The sequence below is a fragment of the Nocardia sp. 852002-51101_SCH5132738 genome, assembly GCF_001665695.1.
Lineage (GTDB): Bacteria > Actinomycetota > Actinomycetes > Mycobacteriales > Mycobacteriaceae > Nocardia > Nocardia nova.
The window spans coordinates 152,716-172,717 of the sequence record NZ_LZML01000217.1; the positions used below are offsets into that span (position 1 = coordinate 152,716).

The following is a 20,002-nucleotide window of genomic DNA, read 5'->3' on the forward strand; positions in this document are numbered from 1 at the left end:
GCCTCAGTGCGCCCGGGCACGCAGCGGCGTCACCGCGGCCGCAGTGTCGAGCGGAATTTGCGGTGCGTTGTGGCGGATGCGCCTGCGCCGCAGCGCCTTCTCCGCCTCGATCGCGATCGGGATCAGCACCGACCAGCCGAGACAGGCCAGCCACTGGCCACCCGTCAGCGATGTCGTCATCAGCAGATCCTGCAGGAAACTCAATTCCACGGCAAGCACGGTGACGACGACCGGGATCGACAAGATCTTCAGCGCACCGAGAACCGGTGCGGTGAAACCGGATTCGGGATCGCGACGCATCGCGAGCCCGGCGAGGACCGAACCCAGTGACAGCACCACGAAGGTCGTCGTCATCGGCACCGAGGCGGTGTCCGTACTCATCTCGCCGGGAGCCAGCAGCATGGCGGCAAGGGCGACCGCGAACTGCAGCACACCGTAGGCCAGCCACTGCGCGAACGCGGTCCGGTTGGCGATCGGCATCGCCGGATCGCGCGGCGGCTTGTTCATCAGATTCGCCGGCGGCGGGTCGGTCATGATGACGGCGACCGGAAACAGCGTGATGAAGAAGTGCTGGAACAGCACCATCAGCGGAGTCAGCGCGACGCCGTGGTTGATGTCGAAGATGCTGGCCACCAAGAACAGCAGCACCAGGGAGAACAGTTTCGACATCTGATACCGAATGTAGGACACGATCTTGTCGTAGATGGCCCGGCCGAGGCGGATCGCGGTGATCAGCGTCCCGAAGTTGTCGTCGGTGAGCACCATTTTGCCGGCCTGTTTGGTGACCTCGCTGCCCGAACCCATCGCGACGCCGATATCGGCCTTCTTCAACGCGGCGGCATCGTTGACCGCGTCACCGGTCATCGCCACCACCGCGCCGCCGCGCTGCATCACGCCGGCCAGCCGCAGCTTGTCCTCGGGGGTCACGCGGCCGAACACGTGCAGATTCGGCAGCGCCTCGGCCAGTTGCTCGTCGGTCATGGCTTGCAGTTCCGCGCCGCCGACCGCCCCCGGCCCCAGCCCGAGTTCGGCTCCGATCGCGGCGGCGGTGATCGCGTGGTCGCCGGTTATCATGCGCACGTCGATCCCTGCCTCGTGGGCGATGCGCACCGAATCGACCGCCTCGGGCCGCAGCGGGTCGATGATACCCACCATGCCGACGAAGGTGAGATTCTCGACCAGCGACATGGGATCGGCCCGCGCGGCGTCCACCCGGCCGTCGAGGATCCGGACGGCAAAGGCGAGAACGCGCAGGCCCTGCTCCGACATGGTGTGCATCGCGGCGGTGATCTCGGCGCGCGCCTCGTCGATCGGCACCTCCGTGCGGCCGGGGCGGTAGGCGCTCGCGCAGCGGGCCAGGACCATATCCGGTGCGCCCTTGACCAATTCGACGAATCGAGTCCGATCGTCGACGCGCAGATGGTGGAAGGTGGCCATGAATTTGTAGGCCGAGTCGAAGGGCACCGCGGCGATGCGCGGGTAGGCGCGGCGGGTGAGCGGAGCGTCGATGCCGAGCTTGGCCGCCAGTACCACCAGCGCCGCTTCGGTCGGATCGCCGACCACCTCTCCGGTGTCGGACACGGTGGCGTCGCTGTCCAGGCACAGACCATAGGCGAGCAGGCTGAAATCCGGGACGCCTTCGCCCGCGGCCTCGGTGACCGTTCCGTATGTGCTGTAGCCCTCTCCGGTCACGCCGTACCAGCGGCAGTGGAAGAACAGCGATCGCACCGTCATCTGGTTCATGGTCAGGGTGCCGGTCTTGTCCGAGTTGATCGCGCTGGTCGCGCCCAGCGTCTCGACATCGGTGAGGTTCTTGACCACGGCCTTGGCGTCGGCGAGGCGGCGTGCGCCGTAGGCCAGCATCGCCTGGACGAAGGTCGGCAGCCCGGTGGGAATCGCGGAGACGCCCATCGAAATGCCCAGCAGTAGTACCGCTGTCACATCCTGGCCGCGCAGCGCACCGATCACCACGATGATCGCCACCGCCGTCCACGCGATCACCCCGAGCAGTTTCGTCAGCGAATCCAGCTCACGCTGCAGCGGTGATCTCGACGGGGGGACCGCCGACAGCATGGACGCGATCTGGCCCATCTCGGTGTTCATCCCGGTTTCGGTGACCACCATGGTGGCGGTCCCCCGGGTGACCGAGGTGTTCTGATAGACCATGTCGCCGCGGTCGCCGAGCGGTACGTCCGCGGCGGCGAGAGTGCCGGGATCCTTGGCCACGGGGGCGCTTTCACCGGTGAGCGCCGCCTCCTGGGTCTCCAGCGTCGCGGAGGTGACGAGCCGGCCGTCGGCGGGGACGATATCGCCCGCTTCGAGCTGGACGATATCGCCGGGCACCAGCTCGAGCGCGTCGAGCTGGGTCAGCACTCCGTCGCGCACCACCCGCGCCTGCGGCGACTGCATCTTCGCCAGCGCGTCCACGCTCGCGCGCGCCACGAGTTCCTGTCGCGTGCCGAGTACGACGTTGAGCACGACCAGCACCCCGACCACGACGGCCGTCGGAATCTCGCCGATGACGACGCTGACCACCACCACCGCGACCAGCATCAGGTTCATCGGATCGCGGAGCTGTCGCAGCGCGACGGCCCACGGCGCCGGTGCGGGCTCGGCGGCTATTTCGTTGGGGCCGTAGCGTTTACGCCGCTGCTCGGCCGCGGCGGTGGTGAGTCCGGCGTGCCGGTCCGAGGAGAGCGCAGTCACCACCGCGTCGGCGTCGCGGGCGTGCCAATCGGCAGGTTCGGGTGCCGGTGCGCCGGCGGACGGATTCCGGGGCACCGCTTGTGTGTCCGCCATAACGCTCGTCCTCTCCCTCGGCTCGCAACTCTCAGTACGGCGTCGGAATCCAGTGCAGCGGCTGCGGTGGGACGCGATAGCCGTTCGCGCTCTGCCGATCCGGTAGCACGACCTGCGGTCGATCGAGCGGCTCGTAGTCGATCCGGCCGAGGAGGTGACTGATGATGTTGAGCCGGCCACGCTTCTTGTCGTCGGTGGCCGCGATATACCAGGGCGCCCAGCCGGTGTCGGTGAAGTGGAACATCTCGTCCCGTGCCCGCGAATAGTCGTACCAGCGGCTGTAGGAGCGCAGATCCAGATCCGACAGTTTCCAGATCTTGCGGGGGTCGTCGATGCGGCTCTGCAGCCGCCGCGTCTGCTCGTCCTGACCGACCTCCAGCCAGTACTTCAGCATGATGACGCCCGAGTCGACGATCTCGCGTTCCACCGTCGGAATCAGCTCGAGGAAGTGCCGGGCCTGCTCGTCGGTGCAGAAACCCATCACCCGTTCGACGCCGGCCCGGTTGTACCAGCTGCGGTCGAAGATGACGACCTCGCCGGCGGCCGGCAGATGCGGCAGATAGCGCTGGATGTACATCTGCGACTTCTCCCGCTCGGTGGGGGCGGGCAGGGCGACGACCCGGAACACCCGCGGGCTCACGCGCGCGGTGATGGCCTTGATGACTCCCCCCTTACCGGCCGTGTCGCGGCCCTCGAAGACGAGGCAGATCCGCGCGCCGGAGTCCTTCACCCACTCCTGCAGGGCGACCAGTTCGGCCTGCAGCGGCCGCAGCAGCCGCCGGTACTCCTTGTTCGACATCGGCGTGTTCGATATCGGCTCGTTCGACCTCGCCGCCGCGGATTCCTGCGCGCCGGACAGCTCCGCCGAGCTTCGCGGCGGACGGTGGGAACGCTCGGTGAGCGTGTTCCCCGGGGTGTCGGCCCGGCGCTTGCCGTGGCGGGACTTCTTCCCCACGTACTCGTCTCCTCAGATGACCGTCACTGCGCGCGTGCCGCGCGGACGGGTGCGAGACGCGGATGCCGGTGTTCCTGCGGGCCGGATGCTGATCGCTTGCCGTGCTGCCTTCTCGACGAGCAGAGGGACGAAGTCGTGTACTCGCGCATCGGAGAAGCGCTTGTGGATGTCGCGCACGATGAGTTCTATGTCCCCCGGCGGGACGGACGGGTGGCGCGCGATCATTCGCTCGATGACTTGTTCGACCTGAATCAATTCCTCATCGCCGGTCATCGGTCTATCGTCTGCCCGGCGGCGATGGTCGTCAAGGCACGAATCGGGCGCGAAATTCGACGGCGCCTTGCTCTTTCGTGATTCGTCATATCCGCCTCCGGTGGCCGTTCCCCTGTCGTGCCGTCTGATCTGCGGTGTTCGTCTTGATATGCAGTGTTCGCGGCGATCGGACGCGGCCGACGCGGATCGGAGTAAAGGGTTCGCGTCCGGTGGCGATCGGCGAATAGTCATCGGATTTCAGCTACTTCGATCGGGTACGACGAAACGGAAAACAATCGACCGCATCAGGCGCGATCGCAATTCGAGAACGAATATCTGAAACGAGATGACATTCGACTCTGGCGCCGCCCGGACATTGATTGCCGTCGCTCCGGGTGGCGGTGGTGTTCGGCGAATCTCGCGGGTCCGCGCAACGCGAATCGTCGATTAGCGATTAAGTTGCCGATGGTCGCCTTCGTAGGCTGGTTCGATGCTGCCACCCGGCGCTGCTCGCCCGTTGTGCCCGGGCGCTTCCCTAGCCGCGAGCGACGCTGTCGCGCAACAGTGTTCGGCACAGATGGTCGGCGCGGCGGGTGGTCTCCGGCTGGCGGTACTTCGGCGCGAGCGCGAGAACCTGGGCGCACGCGGTGTCGAGGGAGATGCGATGGCCCACCGACACGTACACCGGTTTGATCCCGGGCTGGGTGCGCAGCGCCCGGCCGACCACCTCGCCGTCCACCGTGATGTCGGATACCGAACCCCGCGCGGCATCGGGCTCGTCGCATCGACCCCACACCGTCTTGGCGACGCCGATCGACGGCAGGCCGGTCAGCACCCCCAGGTGGCACGCCAGCCCGAAGCGCCGCGGGTGGGCGATGCCCTGGCCGTCGCAGACCAGCAGGTCGGGCGTGGTCTCGAGGCGTTCCAGCGCGGCCAGGGTGGTCGGCAGTTCCCGGAACGCGAGCAGGCCGGGCACGTACGGAAACCGCGTCGTGCCGCGGGCGACGGCGGTGTCGACGGTCGCCATCGTGTCGAGATCGAGGACCACGACGGCGGCGACGACCGCGCCGGACTCGTCGTAGGCCGAATCCAGGCCCGCGACGGTGCGAAATCGCGGCGGCCGCGGGTCGTGGGTGAGCACCGAATCGCGCAATCGTTCCTGCAGTGCCGCAGCCGCTTCCGGGTCGGCGGGCAGTTCGGGAATCATCGCCAGGCGCACGGTCAGCGCCGCCCGACACGTGGTCGCGGGATGTACATCCGGTGAATCCTCCTGAACGCGACGGTGCTTGCCGGTCTTCGGCTCGTCTACGGTAGCCACCTCGGCATCCGGGCGGAAAAACGCGGATGACCGGGCATACCGGGTGTGCCGGGCAGCTCGGCCCGGCGACGGTACGGTCCTGGTCACAGTCGTTCGGCGGTGGTGGCGGACCATGAGTGCGTGGTTCACCGGCCGGGGTGTCGGTGCTCTCACAGGTCGCTCTCATACCGCCCGCACTAGACTCGGCAACGAACGGGTGCACCAGACGCAGACGAAAGTAGGCAGCCGAACGTGAGCACAGCCATCACCCTGGGGATGCCGGCCGCACCGGCGGCGGTCCTCGCACCGCGGCGTAAAACGCGCCAGCTGATGGTGGGCACGGTGGGAGTGGGCAGTGATCACCCCATCTCCGTCCAGTCGATGACCACGACCAAGACCCACGACGTGAACGCCACGCTGCAGCAGATCGCGGAACTGACCGCCTCGGGCTGTGACATCGTGCGCGTGGCCTGCCCGCGGCAGGAGGACGCCGACGCGCTGCCGATGATCGCGAAGAAGTCGCAGATCCCGGTGATCGCGGACATCCACTTCCAGCCCCGCTACATCTTCGCCGCGATCGATGCCGGCTGTGCCGCCGTGCGCGTCAATCCGGGCAACATCAAGGAGTTCGACGGCCGCGTCAAGGAGGTCGCCAAGGCCGCCGGTGCCGCCGGGATCCCGATCCGGATCGGCGTGAACGCGGGCTCGCTGGACAAGCGCATGCTCGAGAAATACGGCAAGGCCACCCCAGAGGCGCTGGTGGAGTCGGCGCTGTGGGAGGCGAGCCTGTTCGAGGAGCACGGCTTCGGCGATATCAAGATCTCGGTCAAGCACAACGATCCGGTGGTCATGGTCGAGGCCTACCGGCAGCTGGCCGCACAGTGCGACTACCCGCTGCACCTGGGCGTCACCGAGGCCGGGCCGGCCTTCCAAGGCACGATCAAATCGGCGGTGGCCTTCGGCGCCCTGCTCAGCGAGGGCATCGGCGACACCATCCGGGTCTCGCTGTCCGCGCCGCCCGCCGAGGAGGTCAAGGTCGGCGGGCAGATCCTGCAGTCGCTGAATCTGCGTCCGCGCAAACTCGAGATCGTGTCCTGCCCGTCCTGCGGACGTGCGCAGGTCGACGTCTACTCCCTCGCCAACGCGGTCACCGCGGGTCTGGAGGGTCTCGAGGTGCCGCTGCGGGTGGCGGTCATGGGCTGTGTGGTCAACGGTCCCGGTGAGGCTCGTGAGGCCGATCTGGGTGTCGCCTCCGGTAACGGCAAGGGCCAGATCTTCGTGAAGGGCGAGGTCATCAAGACCGTGCCGGAACACCAGATCGTGGAGACGCTGATCGAAGAGGCCATGCGCATCGCCGACGAGATGGGTACCGACGCCGAGAACGGCGAGCCCGTCGTGACCGTCGGCTGACCGCCGGACGCGGACAGGGGAGCGGGCGTGTTGCGCGCCGGGCGCATTCTGCCCTTGGAGCCGAGCAAAGCCCCCGCACGCAGGCGTCGTTCATGGCAGGCTGGGAGCGTGCGGAGTGTGCTGGAACCGTCGCGCCGGTCACGGATTTCCGGTGCTCGTCAGCTCGCGGATCGCGATCTGGCGCAGGTGCTGGAAGTGCTGGACACCGATCCGGTGGCCGGGTGCATGGTTGCCGCGCGTCTGCAGGAATACGGCCTGGACAACCGCGGCGGCGGGGAATTGTGGACGCGGCGTACCCCGGCGGATTCGCTGTGTTTCTCCGGCGCCAATCTGGTGCCGTTGCGCGGAACGACCGACGATATGCGGGCCTTCGCCGATCGCGCGGCCCGGTGGCCGCGGGTGTGCTCCTCGGTGGTGGGCCGCCAGGAATTGGCGCTGCCGCTGTGGGAGACGCTGGAACAGCGGTGGGGTCCGCCGCGTGAGATCCGCGCCGATCAGCCGCTGCTGGCCCTCGACGGCCGCGCCCGCGCCATCCCCGATCCGAAGGTGCGTCGCGTGCGCAGCGACGAGCTGGAACGGTATCTGGTCGCCGCGGTCGCGATGTTCACCGAGGAGATCGGCGTCGATCCGCGGGCCGGCGACGGCGGTCGCGGATACCGGCGCCGGGTGGCGAGCCTCATCGAGGCGGGCCGCGCGTGGGCGCGCTTCGAGGACGGCCAGGTCGTCTACAAGGCCGAGGTCGGGGCGATGTCGCGGCGGACCGGTCAGATCCAGGGCGTGTGGGTCCATCCGCAGTGGCGGGGTCGCGGTCTCGGCACCGCCGGGACGGCCGCGGTCGCCGACGCGGTGGTCGCGGCCGGGCGCACCGCGAGCCTGTACGTGAACTCCTACAACGAGGTCGCCCGCCGCGCGTACGCCAAGGTCGGCTTCCATCAGGTCGCGACATTCGCGACGATCCTCGTGGACTGAGCGCGCGGGTTTCCCCGCTTACTGTGCAAAACCAGTGTGTCGCAACGTTTACCAGCGACCGGCTGGCTACCATCGGTGGCAATGTGGAAGTCGAGATGTGCGCCGCGCGCACTGGTGCTGGGTGCGGCCGCCGCCGTCGTGGTGACGGCGAGCGCGTGTTCCTCCGGACCGCAGGGTCCGGTCGCCGCCGCCGACTCCTTCCTGTCCGCCTTCGCCCGGCAGGACGCGGCGCACGCCGCCGATCTGACCACGCAGCCCGAGAAGGCCTCGGCGGCATTGGCTTCGGCGTGGCAGAACCTGCAGGCGCAGCACCTGGCCGCGCACACCGGATCCGCGCGCGTCACCGGCGACACCGCTACCGTCGACTACACCTACGAGTGGACACTGCCGAAGGACCGCGCCTGGAGCTACTCCGGCCAGTTGCAGATGGGCCGCAGCGATGGGCAGTGGAAGGTGCGCTGGAGCGCCTCGGACATCCATCCGAAACTGGGTGACACCCAAAGCCTGCACCTGCGCACCACTGCGGCTCCGCGGGCCCGGGTCAACGAACGATCCGGCAGCGACGTCCTGGTTCCGGGGGTCGTGCACCGGATTTCGTTCGCGGTGTCCGACGCCCCGGATCCGGGCTATGTGGCCGGAGCGCTGTCGGCCGCGCTCAAACAGTTCGACGACACCCTGACCACCGACGCGATCCTGGCCGCCGCCCGGAAACAACACGGTCCCACTCTCGTCCTGGGCCTCAGCGATTGGGAATTCGACCAGGTCAGCGGACAGTTGCTGGGCCTGCCCGGAGTGACCACCGACCGGCAGTGGGATCTGCTTCCCACCGACCGGCATTTCGCGCCCGATCTGATGACGCAGATCCGCAAGACCGTCATCGACGAGGTCGACGGCAAGGCGGGCTGGAGTGTGGTCACCGTCAATGCCGACGGCGTCGATACCGATGTGCTGAAAGAGGTTGCGCCGCAACCGGCCCCGTCGTTCTCGCTGAGTATCGACCGCACCGTGCAGAACGCCGCGCAGCGGGCCGTCGACCCGCGCCGCGAGCAGACCATGATGGTGGTGATCCAGCCCTCCACCGGAGCGATCCTCGCGGTGGCGCAGAACGAGGCCGCCGACACCGACGGGCCGGTCGCGACGACCGGACTGTATCCGCCCGGCTCCACCTTCAAGACCGTCACCGCCGCCGCCGCGATGACCGCGGACATCGCGAATCCGGATACCGTCGTGCCGTGTCCGAGCCGAATCGTGGTGGGGGAGCGGACAATTCCCAACTACGACCTGTTCTCCCTCGGCGATGTGCCGATGTCGACGGCGTACGAGCGGTCCTGCAATACGGCCTTCGCGAAATTGGCCAGCGAACTGCCCGGTGCGGCCCTGACCGACGCGGCGGCGCGGATGGGGGTGGGCCCGGACTACACCGTGGCCGGGTTGCCGACCGTGTCGGGTTCGGTGCCGCGCGCCGACGACGAGGTGGTTCGCACCGAGGACGGGATCGGCCAGGGCGGGGTGGTGGTCAGCCCGTTCGGCATGGCGCTGGTGGCGGCGACGGTCGCGCACGGGTCGGCGCCGACGCCGTATCTGATCTCCGGGCACGAGACGGCCGTCCACGGCGACCGGCCGAGCCTGTCACCGCAGGTGGTGGAGGGCCTGCAGGCGATGATGCGCAAGGTGGTCACCGGCGGTACCGCCGAGCGGATCGCCGACCAGGGCGAGGTGTTCGGCAAGACCGGTGAGGCGGAGGTCGACGGCGGATCGCATTCGTGGTTCATCGGCTATCGCGGCGATCTCGCGTGGGCGACGCTGCTGGTCCGCGGCGGGAGTTCGGACAATGCGGTCGCGGTGACCAGGGATATGCTGGCGGCTCTGCCACCGGGGAGTGCCTGAGCCGGGGCGTGTGCGCGCCGTGCGGACGAAGATTTTCGGGAGCCCCCTGAATACACGTGACCGGACGCTCGGTGGCGTCCGGTCACGGGGGTGAAAGCGGTGACGTTCGTGAGCCGTTTATTGTCCCTGCACCTCCGTTCCACCGACGGTGGCCGAGGTCGCGTGCTCGGTCGGGGGTGACGCCCCGGCCGAACCGTCTCCCAGAATCTCCACGGCCCCGGTCCCGGCGAGGATCATCCCCGCGGTGATCAGCGTGAGCGTCGAACGCTTCATGGTCTTCTCCCTTATCGGTGAGTGAGAGCCACTGGCATCGAACCATCGGTTCGCCGACTATTAGCCGACCCGGAAAACCGTAAACCGGCGAACCGCGCGCCGACAACCCCCTGCGCCGGAACGCGCAGCGGAAGAGACCACGAAAAGCCTGGTTATACCGTCAATTCTTAATTCTGTTCAGCTCGGCGCAAGCTGGCCGACAAATGATGTTGCGTCGGTTGCCCGACGGCCGCCATTCGCAGCTTGTAGTCGATCGTGTCCCCGGACAGATGAATAGAGCGGCCCAGCGCGGTGACCGATTTCGCGGTACTCGAGGTGCCGATATGAGTGGAATCGAGCTCGAGCCGCAGTCCGTCCTCGACGACCGCGATGCGCCCCTCGCAGATCTCGGTGATGCCGGTGGGGTGCGCGAGGATCAGCTCCACCCGGTCCGCGCCGGTCGAGCGCAGGTAGCCGGTTTCGGCGTGCAGCGAGCGGCCGTCGCCGGCGTGGCGGGTGCGCTGCCGATAGGTGAGGAACGGCCGGCCGACGTGGCCGAATCGGATCTCCTCGTGATAGTCGAACGGCTCGATGGTCGGATACTCCCCGTGGCCGGAGCCCCGCCAGGTGCCCAGCAGCGGAGCCAGATGGGCGATATCCGGATGGGGCGCGACGGCGGGTTGGGGTTCGAGCACGGCGCACAGCATAGTTCCCCGCGGCGCCGAGGGTGGGACGACCACGCGGCAGAGTCCGGTTCGTCCGGGACGAGACGGGGTAAGCCGCGACATACACCGCGAATCGGGCCCCGCTCGCGCCGAGATCGCGCGGCGGCGGCCCGGTGTCTGGTGTGATGGACGGATGCCGACCGCGTGCGAACGGAGCAGGCAATGACAGTGCGAATCCAGCCGGTGCCGCGGCGGGGCACGCATGCCGTGCTGCGCGGCTGGTGGCTGCCGTGCTGGGTGCTGACCCGCCGCCAGATCCGGCCCTCGCTGCGCAACGGCGAGGTGCTCACCGCGGTGCTGGCGCCGACGGTGTTCACCCTCGGCTTCTACGTACCGCTGAATCGGGTGATGAGCTTCGCCGGGCACGGCGCGAGCAGCTACGCCCAGTTCCTGATGCCGATGATCGTCATGCAGGCGGTGTCGTTCTGCGCGACCGCGGCCGCGCTGCGCGCGGCGGTCGACGCCCGCGACGGTCTCGACGCCCGGCTGGCGACCATGCCGATTCCGCCGATCGCCCCGCTGGTCGCCCGCACCGCAGCTACCGGATACCGCATCACGATCGCCTTGGTGGCGGCGCTGCTGGCCGCGCACGTGATCGGCTTCCGGTTCGGCGGAAGCTTCTGGGAAACAGTCGGCTTCGTCCTGTTCGCGGTGTCGGTCGGGCTGATGCTGGGACTGTTCGGCGATCTGCTGGGGGCATTGTCGAAATCGCCGGAGGCCACCACCCAGGTGCTGATGCTGCCGCAGTTGATCCTCGGCATGGTGTCCACCGGGTTCGCGCCGGCCTCCCAATTCCCGCCGTGGATCCAGGGTTTCGCGCGGAATCAGCCGGTGTCGCAATTCGTCGACGCGATGCGGGCGCTCGCGGGTGACCAGCCGGGTTTCGCGACAGCGGTGGACCGGTCGACGGTCGGACCGGGTGTGGTGTGGACGGCCGCCGGGCTGCTGGTCTTCGGCGGCGGTTCGGTGGTGCTGGCCGTGCGGCGGCAGCGATGACGCGGGCGGACACCGCGGTGCGCGAACTGGCGACCGTGCAGGTGGATACCGAGCGCTGGCGATATCTGCTGCCGCAGACCCTGGTGCAGACCGGCCGGCTGTTGCGGCGCTGGCGCCGCGATCCGCTCACGACGGCACAGATCCTGGTCTTCCCGGCGCTGCTGCTGGTGATGCTGAATACGGTGCTCGGTCGGCAGATCTCCTCGTTCTCCGGCGTCGACGCGCTCTACGGTTCTGTTCCGATGGTGACCGTGGTGTCGGTGATGTCGGGATCGCTGGCCGGGGCGGTGACGCTCGGCCGCGAACGGGATGCGGGTCTGCTGGGCCGCTTCTGGGCGCTGCCGGTCCATCGCGCCTCGGGACTGCTGTCGCGGCTGCTCGCCGAGGTCGCCCGGATCGTGCTGTGCACGGTGGTGCTGTTCGCGGTGGGTATGGCGCTCGGTTTCCGGTTCCATCGTCCGGCCGCCGCGCTCGCGGTGCTCGGCGTGCCGCTGCTCTACGGACTGGGATTCGCCACGATGGTGACGGCGGTCGCGGTGTATTCGGCGAAGACGTTCGTGGTGGAGGCCATTTCGCTCGGCTCCTCGCTGCTGATGTTCTTCAGCACCGGATTCGTTCCACTGGAGGCCTATCCCGGCTGGGCACAGCCGATCGTGGAACACCAGCCGATGTCCACGGCGATCGACTCGATGCGCGCGCTGGCGCTCGGCGAGCCGGCGCGTGGGCCGCTGTGGGCGACGGTGGGATGGTCGGTCGGTGCGATGGTCGTCTTCGCCGTGCCGGCGGCGGTCGGATTCCGGCGCGCCAGCCGGCAGTGACCGGCGCCGCGCCGGCATCGATCAGCGCAGGCCCTCGGCGATCTCGTTGATCATCTCCGCGGAGTCGCGCGGACTCAGGGCCATCGCGCGCAGCTGGTCGAACATCACGCCGAAGCGACGAATCTCGTTGTGGCCCTCCACGATATCGTCGCCGGCGATCCCCTCGACGTAGACCAGTTCGGGGTCGGCCGGATCGGGGAAGTCGAGGACGACGAAGGAGCCGACCATCGCCGGGTGCGCACCCGCGCCGAACGGGAGCACTTGCAGGATGACATTGCGCTTGTCGGTGTCCTCGGTGAGCCGCAGCAACTGTTCGCGCATCACCTCGGGCCCGCCGACCACCCGCCGGATCGCGGCCTCGTCGAGGACCACCCACAACTCCAGGGGATTACCGTCGCGGGTCAGCACCTTCGAACGCTCCACCCGGGCCCGCAGGCGCTGTTCGATCACCGACGTCTCGACCTTGGGCATCGCGGTATCCAGGACCGCCCACGCGTAGCGCTCGGTCTGCAACAGGCCGGGGATGAACGAGGTCTGGAACAGTCGCGCCGACAGCGCCTCGGTTTCGAAATTGATGTAGGCGGCGTAGACCTCCGAGACGGCCGCCTCGAACGGACGCGACATGCCCGGTTTCTGCGCTTCCATGAGCAACTGCACCGCGTCGGAGCGCTGCGGTTCGCCGATGCCGTACAGGTCGAGCATCGCGGTGAGGGTGCGCCGCTGCGGGCGCGCCTGCGCGGTTTCGATCCGGTAGAGCGTGGTGACGTTGATGCCGGTGCGGGCGCTGACCACCTCCTTGCTGATCCCCGCCTGCTCACGCATCTCCGACAGCAGTGCGGCCAACCGCCGCAACTGAACCGTCAGCACTGTGCGTTTACCTGCCATCGCGCGCGTACTCCTCGTGAGATTCGGGACGCTCGAGCACGTTCCACGGATTCGGGAACGGTCGGGCGAGCATACCGCCCGTCCCGCGGGTTCCGGCGCGGTCGTTCCCACCCGGGAATATCCACGATTGCCCGGGGATTGCAGCAGGAGAACACGGGTGGAACGGAGGTCGATCGCCATGGCGCCGACAGCAGCGGAGGCGGTGCGGATCGTACGATCCGGCCAGCGATACGGCTGGCGGAACGAATGGCTCGATTCCCGGCAGTCGTTTCCCGCGACCGGGAATTTCGATCTCGCCGCCCATGCGCACGGAATGTTGCTGGTGCACAACGAGGATGTCGTCGAGGCCGGTGCCGGTTTCGACACCCATCAGCATCTGAATACCGAGATCGTGACCTGGGTGCTGGAAGGCACTGTGGTGCACCAGGATTCGGAGGGGCACTCGGGCCTGATCCGGCCGGGCCTGGCCCAGCGCATGAGCGCGGGAACCGGAATCCTGCATTCCGAACGCAACGGTGCGGGGTACGGCGAGCGGGCGAACCTGCACGTGGTGCAGATGTGGATACCGCCGGACGAGGCCGGCCGCGCGCCGGGTTATCAGGAATCCGACGTCGAGGCCGACCTGTCACGCAACGAGCTGGTCACCGTCGCATCCGGAATACCTCGCCATCGCGCCGAGACGGCGATCACCCTCGGCAACCGCTACGCGGCCTTCCACGTCGCACGGCTGGACCCGGGCCGTTCGGTGCTGGTGCCGGAGGCACCGTTCGGTCATGTCTTCGTGGCCCGCGGAACAGTCGCCTTCGAGGGCCCGGACGAGCGGACCACCCTGTCCGCCGGTGACGCGGTGCGCACCACGGGCACCGGCGGGCAGCGCATCACGGCCGTGGCGCCGAGTGAGGTGCTGATCTGGGAGATGCACGCGAGTACGAGCTGATCCGGCCGGACCGGTTCAGCCGCCTGCGGTGATCGAATGCTCCTCGGCGAAGGCCTTCCGGCAGCCCGGCGCGCAGAAGGCGTAGTCGACACCGTCGTGCGTCAGGGTGAAGCGCGCGGTCGCCCACTCCACGGTCATACCGCACACCGGATCGATCACATGGCCGTCGGGCACGTCCCGGTGATCCTCGGCCGGGTGGTAGTCCTGGGTGATCAGCCGGGTGATCTCGGTTCCGGAGGTGGCATGTCCCAGCGTGCCGACATTGCCCTCGCGCAGGCCGATGATCTGCACCAGGCAATGCGGGTCCCGGGACAGCCGGTCCGGATCCGGTTCGGTCGCGGCGACGGCCTCGGTGATCGCCGCGATCAGGTGCGCGCCGAATCCTTCCGTGTTGCTCCAGGACCCGGGCACCGTCACGCGGGCCAGATAACGCGGTGCGGTCGAGGGATCGGGACCGCCGGTCGCCCACACCTCCGGCGTGTGGATCAGCACGTGGGTCAACTCCCGGGCGCGAGCGAGGACCTGCTCGGGTGCGGATTCGCCGGTGGTCAGGGCGTGCAGGATGCGTTCGGCCAGGGCGGCGCGGCGCTCGCGCGTCGGTGTGGACCCGGAGACGAACAGTTCGATGGTCATCATGAGCGGAATTCCTTTGCGTAGGAGAGCAATTCGTCGACCGACCACTGGTCGTCGGCGTGTGAGCCGTAATGGGCGGCGGCGATGGAGCCGTCGGAGGCGATGAGGAAGTCGGCGGGCAGGCCGAGGCGACCGCCCTGCGGCGTGCCGCGGGGCGTGGGTTGTTCGCCGCGTGCCATCGGGCCGACGGCGCCCCCGACCGCCAGTGCGATACCCGGCCACGCCCGCGGATGCAGCAGTGCGCGAGGTGCGGATTCCACACCGAATTCGCGATACAGCGCCTTGTCCGGATCGGCGATCAGCTCCAGCGGGATATCGGCGGCGTAGTCGGTCAATTCGTCCGCCGGGGAATGGAATACGGCGACCTCGCGGATGCCGGCGGCGGCGATCTCGGCGTGTCGGGTGACGAAGCTGCGCAGATGCCGGTGACAGATGGGACATCCGGCGAACCGGCGGAATTGCAGGTGGATCAGGCGGTCGGGATCCGGGACGGGAATCTCGGTGCCGGTGACCGCGGTTAGGGTCCGGCTCGCGACGGTGGTGGGTGGCGACATGAATGCTCCTCACTACGTAGGTGTACCTCGTACGCCTACGACCAGTATGCGCGTATCTTGTACGCTGTCAATCCGTGCCCCGTCCTCGCTCGCTGACCACCGCGGACCTGTCGGCGGCAGCCCTGGCGGTCATCGACCGCGCGGGTCTGCCCGGGCTGACGATGCGTGCGGTGGCCGCCGAATTGGGCATGGCCACCATGGCGCTGTACCGCTACGTCGCCGACCGTGAGGCCCTCGAAGTGCTGATCGTCGATCGGGTGCTCGGTGAGGTCGACGTGTCCACCCCCGTCGACGCGCCGTGGCGGGCGCAACTGGCGTTACTGCTCGAGCGGATGCGGGCGGCGGTCGCGGCGCACCCGGCGACGGCTCCGCTGGTGCCGCGGCATCGGCACGCGAGTCCGGCCGCACTGCGCTGGATGGACGCCACCCTCGCCGCCCTCACCGCCGGCGGCTTCACGGGGCGGGAGCGAGTGATAGCTCAGCGGACGCTGGTGGCCTTCCTGCTCGGCTGTCTGGAGAACGAACACTATGCGGCGATCGGCGGGGCCGGTACCGCGGCGATCGCGTCGCTGCCCTCGGCCGACTATCCCTACCTCATCGAAACCGCCACGCAGGCCCGGGAAATCTCGGCCGAGGAGGAATTTCGAGAAGGTATGGAGATAGTTTTGCGTGGTTTAGCGCCGCACTGAGCGGGCCGCGGGAGCTCGCCGACGCGCCGTCGCGGGTTCCGGCCACCCACGGCAGTCCCGTGAAATGATTGCCGGCACAGTCGTTCTCGAGACATCACCGCACGTCGCAGGCGTATCGTTGTTCGGGAAGACTGTGACCACACCGTGATTCCGGCAATGCAGACGCAATCTTGCGTTCTTGCATATGCAAGAGCAGAATCCGATCTACCCTTAGATTCGCCACATTCGATCCGAACTACGGACGAGCGAAATCCGGAGATCAGTGATGACGGTGCGACGATGACGACTTCGATTGCCAGTGCGTTACCAGCAGCCCCGCAATTGTTGTGCGCCTTCCAAGGTCGGCGATTCCAGGACCGCGAACTGTTGCGATCCGCCCGGGCGCTGGCCGAGCTGCACACCCGGCGCGCGCAGATCGCCGACCCGATTCTCATCGCGGAAATCGACTGCCGCCGCGGTGAACTCATCGACGACATCAACGAATGGGTCGAACGCGAACTGCCGGGCTATCGCACCGGCGTCGCGCTGCGCACCGATGTCCTCGGGCCGATGGTCGATCGCATGGCCGGCAGCTGGGTCGCCGCCAACCGCGCCATCGACCGTGACGGCGCCCGCAGCGACACCACCCACAAGCACTGGTACCACCTCGCCGAACTGGTCGACGGCTACACCGACCTCGTCAGCGGCGTCGCCACGCCGCCCGCCCGGTAACCGCAGCGCACAGCGGGCGTCGCCGCCGTGGGCGCCTCCGGGGGCGGATAGTCTGAATGCATGTCTGTGCGCACCCGCAAGCCGCTCGTCCCCGGAACGCTCTCGCCCGTCCGCGAGGTGCCGCGCTCGATCGAGCGGCCGGAGTACGCCTGGAAGAAGACCGTCAACGAGGGTCGCGAGCCGTGGGTGCAGACGCCGGAGACCATCGAGAAGATGCGGCTGGCGAGCAAACTGGCCGCCCAGGCGCTGCAGGAGGCCGGTAAAGCCGTCGCCCCGGGCGTCACCACCGATCACCTCGACGCGGTCGTGCACGAATATCTCTGCGACCACGGCGCCTACCCGTCGACGCTGGGTTACAAGGGCTTCCCCAAATCCTGCTGCACCTCGCTGAACGAGGTGATCTGCCACGGCATTCCGGACTCCACCGTCATCGAGGACGGCGACATCGTCAATATCGACGTCACGGCCTACATCAACGGTGTGCACGGCGATACCAACGCCACCTTTCTCGCCGGTGACGTCGAGGAGGAGGCCCGGCTGCTGGTGGAGCGCACCCACGAGGCCACCATGCGGGCCATCAAGGCGGTGCGACCGGGGCGGGCGCTGAACGTGATCGGGCGCGTCATCGAGTCGTATGCGAACCGTTTCGGCTACGGCGTGGTCCGCGACTTCACCGGCCACGGCGTGGGCCCCACCTTCCACAGCGGCCTGGTGATCCTGCACTACGACCAGCCCGCCATCGAGTCGGTCATCGAGCCGGGCATGACCTTCACCATCGAGCCGATGATCAACCTCGGCGGTATCGATTACGAGATCTGGGACGACGGCTGGACCGTGGTCACCAAGGACCGCAAGTGGACCGCGCAATTCGAGCACACGCTGGTCGTGACCGAGGAAGGCGCCGAAATCCTCACGCTCCCATGAGATGCGCGGGTGTGGCCGTCGCGGTGATGCGGTGAACGGCGCGCTGTTGGTCGCCGGCACCACCTCCGATGCCGGCAAAAGCGTGGTGGTGGCCGGGATCTGCCGCATGCTGGCGCGGCGCGGCGTGCGGGTGGCGCCGTTCAAGGCGCAGAACATGTCCAACAATTCGGTCGTCACCCTGGACGGGGGCGAGATCGGCCGGGCGCAGGCATTGCAGGCGCGCGCCTGCGGACTCGAACCCAGCGTGCGGTTCAATCCGGTCCTGCTCAAACCCGGCAGCGATCGCCGCTCGCAACTGGTGGTGCGGGGCATCGCCGTCGACACCGTGGGAGCCCGCGATTATTTCCGGCACCGGCGTTGGTTGCGCGAGGTGGTCGCCGGGGAACTGGCCGCCCTGCGCGCCGACTTCGATGTCGTGATCTGCGAGGGCGCCGGCTCGCCCGCCGAGATCAATTTGCGCGCAACGGATCTGGCGAATATGGGTCTCGCGCACGCGGCGGAGCTGCCGGTGCTGCTGGTGGGCGATATCGACCGCGGCGGGGTGCTGGCACATCTGTTCGGCACCGTGGCGATCCTCGACCCCGAGGATCAGCAGCTGATCTCGGGCTACATCGTCAACAAGTTCCGCGGCGACGTGGAGTTGCTGCGCCCGGGCCTGGAGCAGCTGACCGCGCTCACCGGCCGCCCGACGCTCGGTGTCCTGCCCTTCAGCGACGAGCTGTGGATCGACGCGGAGGACTCTCTGGGCACCGTCGCCGACGCCCCGGTCGGCCGGCCTCGCCCGCCGGTGGGCACCGAATGGCTGACCGTCGGCGCCATCCGACTGCCGCGCATCTCCAATTCCACCGATATCGAGGCCCTGGCGTGCGAGCCGGGGGTTTCGGTGCGCTGGGTGAGCGATCCGTCGCGCTTGGCCGGAATCGACGTCGTCGTCGTGCCCGGCAGCAAATCCACGGTCTCGGACCTGAACTGGTTGCGCCGCACCGGAATCGCCGATGCAGTGTGCGCGCACGCCGCGGCGGGCAAGCCGGTCCTCGGGATCTGCGGCGGATATCAGATGCTGGGTCGCCGCATCGACGACGAGGTCGAGTCCTCGGACGGGCAGGTCGCGGGCCTCGGGCTGCTCGACCTCGATATCGAGTTCGCCGAACCCAAGGTCCTGCGCCGCAGCGCCGGCCGAGGCGCGACCACCGGCGGCGCGGTGGCCGGAATGTCCTTGTCGGGCTACGAGATTCACCACGGCCGCGTCCGGCGCAGCGGCGATCCGGCCTGGGTCGAGGTAGCCGGAGCCGCCTCGGACGACGACCGCGGCGGCGTCGCGGAAGGCAGTGTGCGCGGTGCGGTACGGGGCACTCACCTGCACGGACTGCTCGAATCCGACCAGTTCCGCCGCGCCTGGTTGCGCGAGGCCGCCGAGCAGGCCGGGCGCACCGGATTCGCCGTCGCGCCGGACACGAGTGTGGAGGCGGTGCGGACCGCGCAATTGGACCTGCTCGCCGACCTCATCGAGAAACACCTCGACGTCGCGGCTCTCGAGCGGCTGATCAGCGGCGGGGCGCCGGCGGGTCTGCCCTCGGTGACCCTGGGCCGCTGAGCACGGCCGCCGGGTGTGCCCGCGGGCCGAATCCAGACTCGCGCCACCCACCTCACAGCGCTGCGATCCGAGTCATCACCGGCCGGGAACGTGGCCGAGGACATGGCGTGCGCCCGCCCGCTCCCGTGTAGCGTGGATCGGCATGGAGACCCGGCAAATCGCGGTCGGTGACCGCGCCTGGACCGTACGAGTCGGCGGGCCGGAGTCCAGGCATACGGTGCTGCTGCTACCCGACGCCGGAGCTCCGGCCGACGTCTACGACCAGGTGTGCGAGCGACTGCACAATTCCGATCTGCGCACCATCACGGTGGAGTCGATCGACGGCCTGGACAAGGCCGCGGTGTATGCGATCCTCGACGATCTCGGCGTGGCCTGGGCCAACCTGGCCGGGTACGGCGCGGGCGCGGAACTGGCCTGGCAGCTGGGCGCGCGCGGCTTCGGCCGCTTCGTCGGACTGGTGGTGGCCGGGCGGCCGCATCCGGCCGTCGCCGTGGACGGGACCGCCGCCGATGCCACCTGCCCCGCCGTGGAACTGCCCACCACCGTCATCGCCACCGAGGACCTGCCGCGCGCGGTCGCCGATTCCTGCGGTCGCCACGTCTTCGGCGAATTCCGCGTCACCCAGGTCGACACCGCCGATGTGCCGATCAAGGCCGATCACGAATTCGCCACCGAGATCGTGCTGCGCTCCGGTCTGTGGTGAGCGCCGGCTCGC

20 protein-coding genes are annotated in these 20,002 nt (G+C 68.5%); 11 read left to right on the forward strand and 9 right to left on the reverse strand.

What is annotated here, in order from left to right; all coding sequences use genetic code 11:
* Positions 1-3 precede the first annotated feature (3 nt).
* The 4 genes from A5789_RS34960 to nfi all read right to left on the reverse strand — a co-directional run bounded on the left by A5789_RS34960 (position 4) and on the right by nfi (position 5,324).
* Positions 4-2,799: a cation-translocating P-type ATPase gene (locus A5789_RS34960; protein WP_082941169.1), complete on the reverse strand. Its 2,796-nt coding sequence runs from the start codon at positions 2,797-2,799 to the stop codon at positions 4-6.
* Positions 2,800-2,830: 31 nt separating this feature from the next.
* Positions 2,831-3,754, reverse strand: a complete 924-nt coding sequence (gene ppk2, locus A5789_RS34965) for a polyphosphate kinase 2 (RefSeq protein ID WP_369817532.1) — start codon at positions 3,752-3,754, stop codon at positions 2,831-2,833.
* 12 nt (positions 3,755-3,766) lie between these two features.
* On the reverse strand, positions 3,767-4,027 hold the full coding sequence (locus tag A5789_RS34970) for a three-helix bundle dimerization domain-containing protein (protein ID WP_063014933.1): 261 nt from the start codon (positions 4,025-4,027) through the stop codon (positions 3,767-3,769).
* Between the two features lie 514 nt (positions 4,028-4,541).
* Positions 4,542-5,324 (reverse strand): deoxyribonuclease V, encoded by a 783-nt coding sequence (nfi, locus tag A5789_RS34975; RefSeq protein WP_227463057.1) that lies wholly within the window; start codon positions 5,322-5,324, stop codon positions 4,542-4,544.
* A 255-nt stretch (positions 5,325-5,579) separates the two neighbouring features.
* Between nfi and ispG the strand changes: the two genes are divergently transcribed.
* The 3 genes from ispG (at position 5,580) to A5789_RS34990 (ending at position 9,569) form a co-directional block, all read left to right on the forward strand.
* Positions 5,580-6,713, forward strand: coding sequence for a flavodoxin-dependent (E)-4-hydroxy-3-methylbut-2-enyl-diphosphate synthase (ispG, locus tag A5789_RS34980; protein WP_193615572.1), 1,134 nt, complete (start codon positions 5,580-5,582; stop codon positions 6,711-6,713).
* 108 nt (positions 6,714-6,821) lie between these two features.
* Positions 6,822-7,682 (forward strand): GNAT family N-acetyltransferase, encoded by an 861-nt coding sequence (locus A5789_RS34985; protein WP_082857053.1) that lies wholly within the window; start codon positions 6,822-6,824, stop codon positions 7,680-7,682.
* A gap of 81 nt (positions 7,683-7,763) precedes the next feature.
* The gene (locus A5789_RS34990) at positions 7,764-9,569 is read left to right on the forward strand and encodes a penicillin-binding transpeptidase domain-containing protein (protein ID WP_064903959.1); all 1,806 of its coding nucleotides are present in this window, start codon (positions 7,764-7,766) and stop codon (positions 9,567-9,569) included.
* A gap of 117 nt (positions 9,570-9,686) precedes the next feature.
* Here A5789_RS34990 and A5789_RS37145 read toward each other — a convergent pair whose 3' ends face one another.
* Together A5789_RS37145 and A5789_RS34995 are read right to left on the reverse strand one after the other, a co-directional pair.
* Positions 9,687-9,842 carry a hypothetical protein gene (locus A5789_RS37145; RefSeq protein WP_156055460.1) on the reverse strand — a complete coding sequence of 52 codons (156 nt, stop codon included), beginning with the start codon at positions 9,840-9,842 and terminating at the stop codon, positions 9,687-9,689.
* A 167-nt stretch (positions 9,843-10,009) separates the two neighbouring features.
* Positions 10,010-10,528: a peroxynitrite isomerase gene (locus A5789_RS34995; protein WP_063014929.1), complete on the reverse strand. Its 519-nt coding sequence runs from the start codon at positions 10,526-10,528 to the stop codon at positions 10,010-10,012.
* Between the two features lie 180 nt (positions 10,529-10,708).
* On the opposite strand from A5789_RS34995, the gene A5789_RS35000 reads away from it, so the two are divergent.
* Both A5789_RS35000 and A5789_RS35005 read left to right on the forward strand, forming a co-directional pair.
* Positions 10,709-11,542 carry an ABC transporter permease gene (locus A5789_RS35000; RefSeq protein ID WP_082941170.1) on the forward strand — a complete coding sequence of 278 codons (834 nt, stop codon included), beginning with the start codon at positions 10,709-10,711 and terminating at the stop codon, positions 11,540-11,542.
* On the forward strand, positions 11,539-12,360 hold the full coding sequence (locus A5789_RS35005) for an ABC transporter permease (RefSeq protein WP_082857051.1): 822 nt from the start codon (positions 11,539-11,541) through the stop codon (positions 12,358-12,360). The genes A5789_RS35000 and A5789_RS35005 overlap by 4 nt, the downstream gene beginning before the upstream one ends.
* A gap of 21 nt (positions 12,361-12,381) precedes the next feature.
* Here A5789_RS35005 and A5789_RS35010 read toward each other — a convergent pair whose 3' ends face one another.
* Positions 12,382-13,245 (reverse strand): helix-turn-helix transcriptional regulator, encoded by an 864-nt coding sequence (locus A5789_RS35010; RefSeq protein WP_062962471.1) that lies wholly within the window; start codon positions 13,243-13,245, stop codon positions 12,382-12,384.
* A gap of 178 nt (positions 13,246-13,423) precedes the next feature.
* Here A5789_RS35010 and A5789_RS35015 point away from each other — a divergent pair, with 178 nt between their 5' ends.
* Positions 13,424-14,182, forward strand: coding sequence for a pirin family protein (locus A5789_RS35015; protein ID WP_064903961.1), 759 nt, complete (start codon positions 13,424-13,426; stop codon positions 14,180-14,182).
* Between the two features lie 15 nt (positions 14,183-14,197).
* On the opposite strand, the gene A5789_RS35020 is transcribed toward A5789_RS35015, so the two are convergent.
* Together A5789_RS35020 and A5789_RS35025 are read right to left on the reverse strand one after the other, a co-directional pair.
* A complete protein-coding gene (locus A5789_RS35020; protein WP_063014923.1) occupies positions 14,198-14,818 on the reverse strand; it encodes a YHS domain-containing protein in 621 nt (206 codons plus the stop codon).
* Positions 14,815-15,369, reverse strand: a complete 555-nt coding sequence (locus A5789_RS35025) for a peroxiredoxin-like family protein (protein WP_064903963.1) — start codon at positions 15,367-15,369, stop codon at positions 14,815-14,817. Before A5789_RS35025 ends, A5789_RS35020 begins: the two co-directional genes overlap by 4 nt.
* A gap of 74 nt (positions 15,370-15,443) precedes the next feature.
* Between A5789_RS35025 and A5789_RS35030 the strand changes: the two genes are divergently transcribed.
* The 5 genes from A5789_RS35030 (at position 15,444) to A5789_RS35050 (ending at position 19,990) form a co-directional block, all read left to right on the forward strand.
* Entirely contained in the window at positions 15,444-16,058 is a 615-nt protein-coding gene (locus A5789_RS35030; protein WP_064903965.1) for a TetR/AcrR family transcriptional regulator, read from the forward strand.
* 279 nt (positions 16,059-16,337) lie between these two features.
* Positions 16,338-16,769 carry a hypothetical protein gene (locus A5789_RS35035; RefSeq protein WP_030513131.1) on the forward strand — a complete coding sequence of 144 codons (432 nt, stop codon included), beginning with the start codon at positions 16,338-16,340 and terminating at the stop codon, positions 16,767-16,769.
* 60 nt (positions 16,770-16,829) lie between these two features.
* Entirely contained in the window at positions 16,830-17,693 is an 864-nt protein-coding gene (gene map / locus A5789_RS35040; RefSeq protein WP_064903967.1) for a type I methionyl aminopeptidase, read from the forward strand.
* Between the two features lies 1 nt (position 17,694).
* Positions 17,695-19,287 carry a cobyric acid synthase gene (locus tag A5789_RS35045; RefSeq protein ID WP_064903969.1) on the forward strand — a complete coding sequence of 531 codons (1,593 nt, stop codon included), beginning with the start codon at positions 17,695-17,697 and terminating at the stop codon, positions 19,285-19,287.
* Between the two features lie 142 nt (positions 19,288-19,429).
* Positions 19,430-19,990, forward strand: a complete 561-nt coding sequence (locus tag A5789_RS35050; protein ID WP_063014910.1) for a hypothetical protein — start codon at positions 19,430-19,432, stop codon at positions 19,988-19,990.
* Positions 19,991-20,002 lie beyond the last annotated feature (12 nt).

Coding starts and splice junctions, on each gene's coding strand:
- A5789_RS34960 (WP_082941169.1), bottom strand. CDS start 2,799: ATGGCGGACACACAAGCGGTGCCCCGGAATCCGTCCGCCGGCGCACCG.
- A5789_RS34970 (WP_063014933.1), bottom strand. CDS start 4,027: ATGACCGGCGATGAGGAATTGATTCAGGTCGAACAAGTCATCGAGCGA.
- ispG (WP_193615572.1), top strand. CDS start 5,580: ATGCCGGCCGCACCGGCGGCGGTCCTCGCACCGCGGCGTAAAACGCGC.
- A5789_RS34990 (WP_064903959.1), top strand. CDS start 7,764: ATGTGGAAGTCGAGATGTGCGCCGCGCGCACTGGTGCTGGGTGCGGCC.
- A5789_RS37145 (WP_156055460.1), bottom strand. CDS start 9,842: ATGAAGCGTTCGACGCTCACGCTGATCACCGCGGGGATGATCCTCGCC.
- A5789_RS34995 (WP_063014929.1), bottom strand. CDS start 10,528: ATGCTGTGCGCCGTGCTCGAACCCCAACCCGCCGTCGCGCCCCATCCG.
- A5789_RS35000 (WP_082941170.1), top strand. CDS start 10,709: ATGACAGTGCGAATCCAGCCGGTGCCGCGGCGGGGCACGCATGCCGTG.
- A5789_RS35005 (WP_082857051.1), top strand. CDS start 11,539: ATGACGCGGGCGGACACCGCGGTGCGCGAACTGGCGACCGTGCAGGTG.
- A5789_RS35010 (WP_062962471.1), bottom strand. CDS start 13,245: ATGGCAGGTAAACGCACAGTGCTGACGGTTCAGTTGCGGCGGTTGGCC.
- A5789_RS35015 (WP_064903961.1), top strand. CDS start 13,424: ATGGCGCCGACAGCAGCGGAGGCGGTGCGGATCGTACGATCCGGCCAG.
- A5789_RS35020 (WP_063014923.1), bottom strand. CDS start 14,818: ATGATGACCATCGAACTGTTCGTCTCCGGGTCCACACCGACGCGCGAG.
- A5789_RS35025 (WP_064903963.1), bottom strand. CDS start 15,369: ATGTCGCCACCCACCACCGTCGCGAGCCGGACCCTAACCGCGGTCACC.
- A5789_RS35035 (WP_030513131.1), top strand. CDS start 16,338: ATGACGACTTCGATTGCCAGTGCGTTACCAGCAGCCCCGCAATTGTTG.
- map (WP_064903967.1), top strand. CDS start 16,830: ATGTCTGTGCGCACCCGCAAGCCGCTCGTCCCCGGAACGCTCTCGCCC.
- A5789_RS35045 (WP_064903969.1), top strand. CDS start 17,695: ATGCGCGGGTGTGGCCGTCGCGGTGATGCGGTGAACGGCGCGCTGTTG.
- A5789_RS35050 (WP_063014910.1), top strand. CDS start 19,430: ATGGAGACCCGGCAAATCGCGGTCGGTGACCGCGCCTGGACCGTACGA.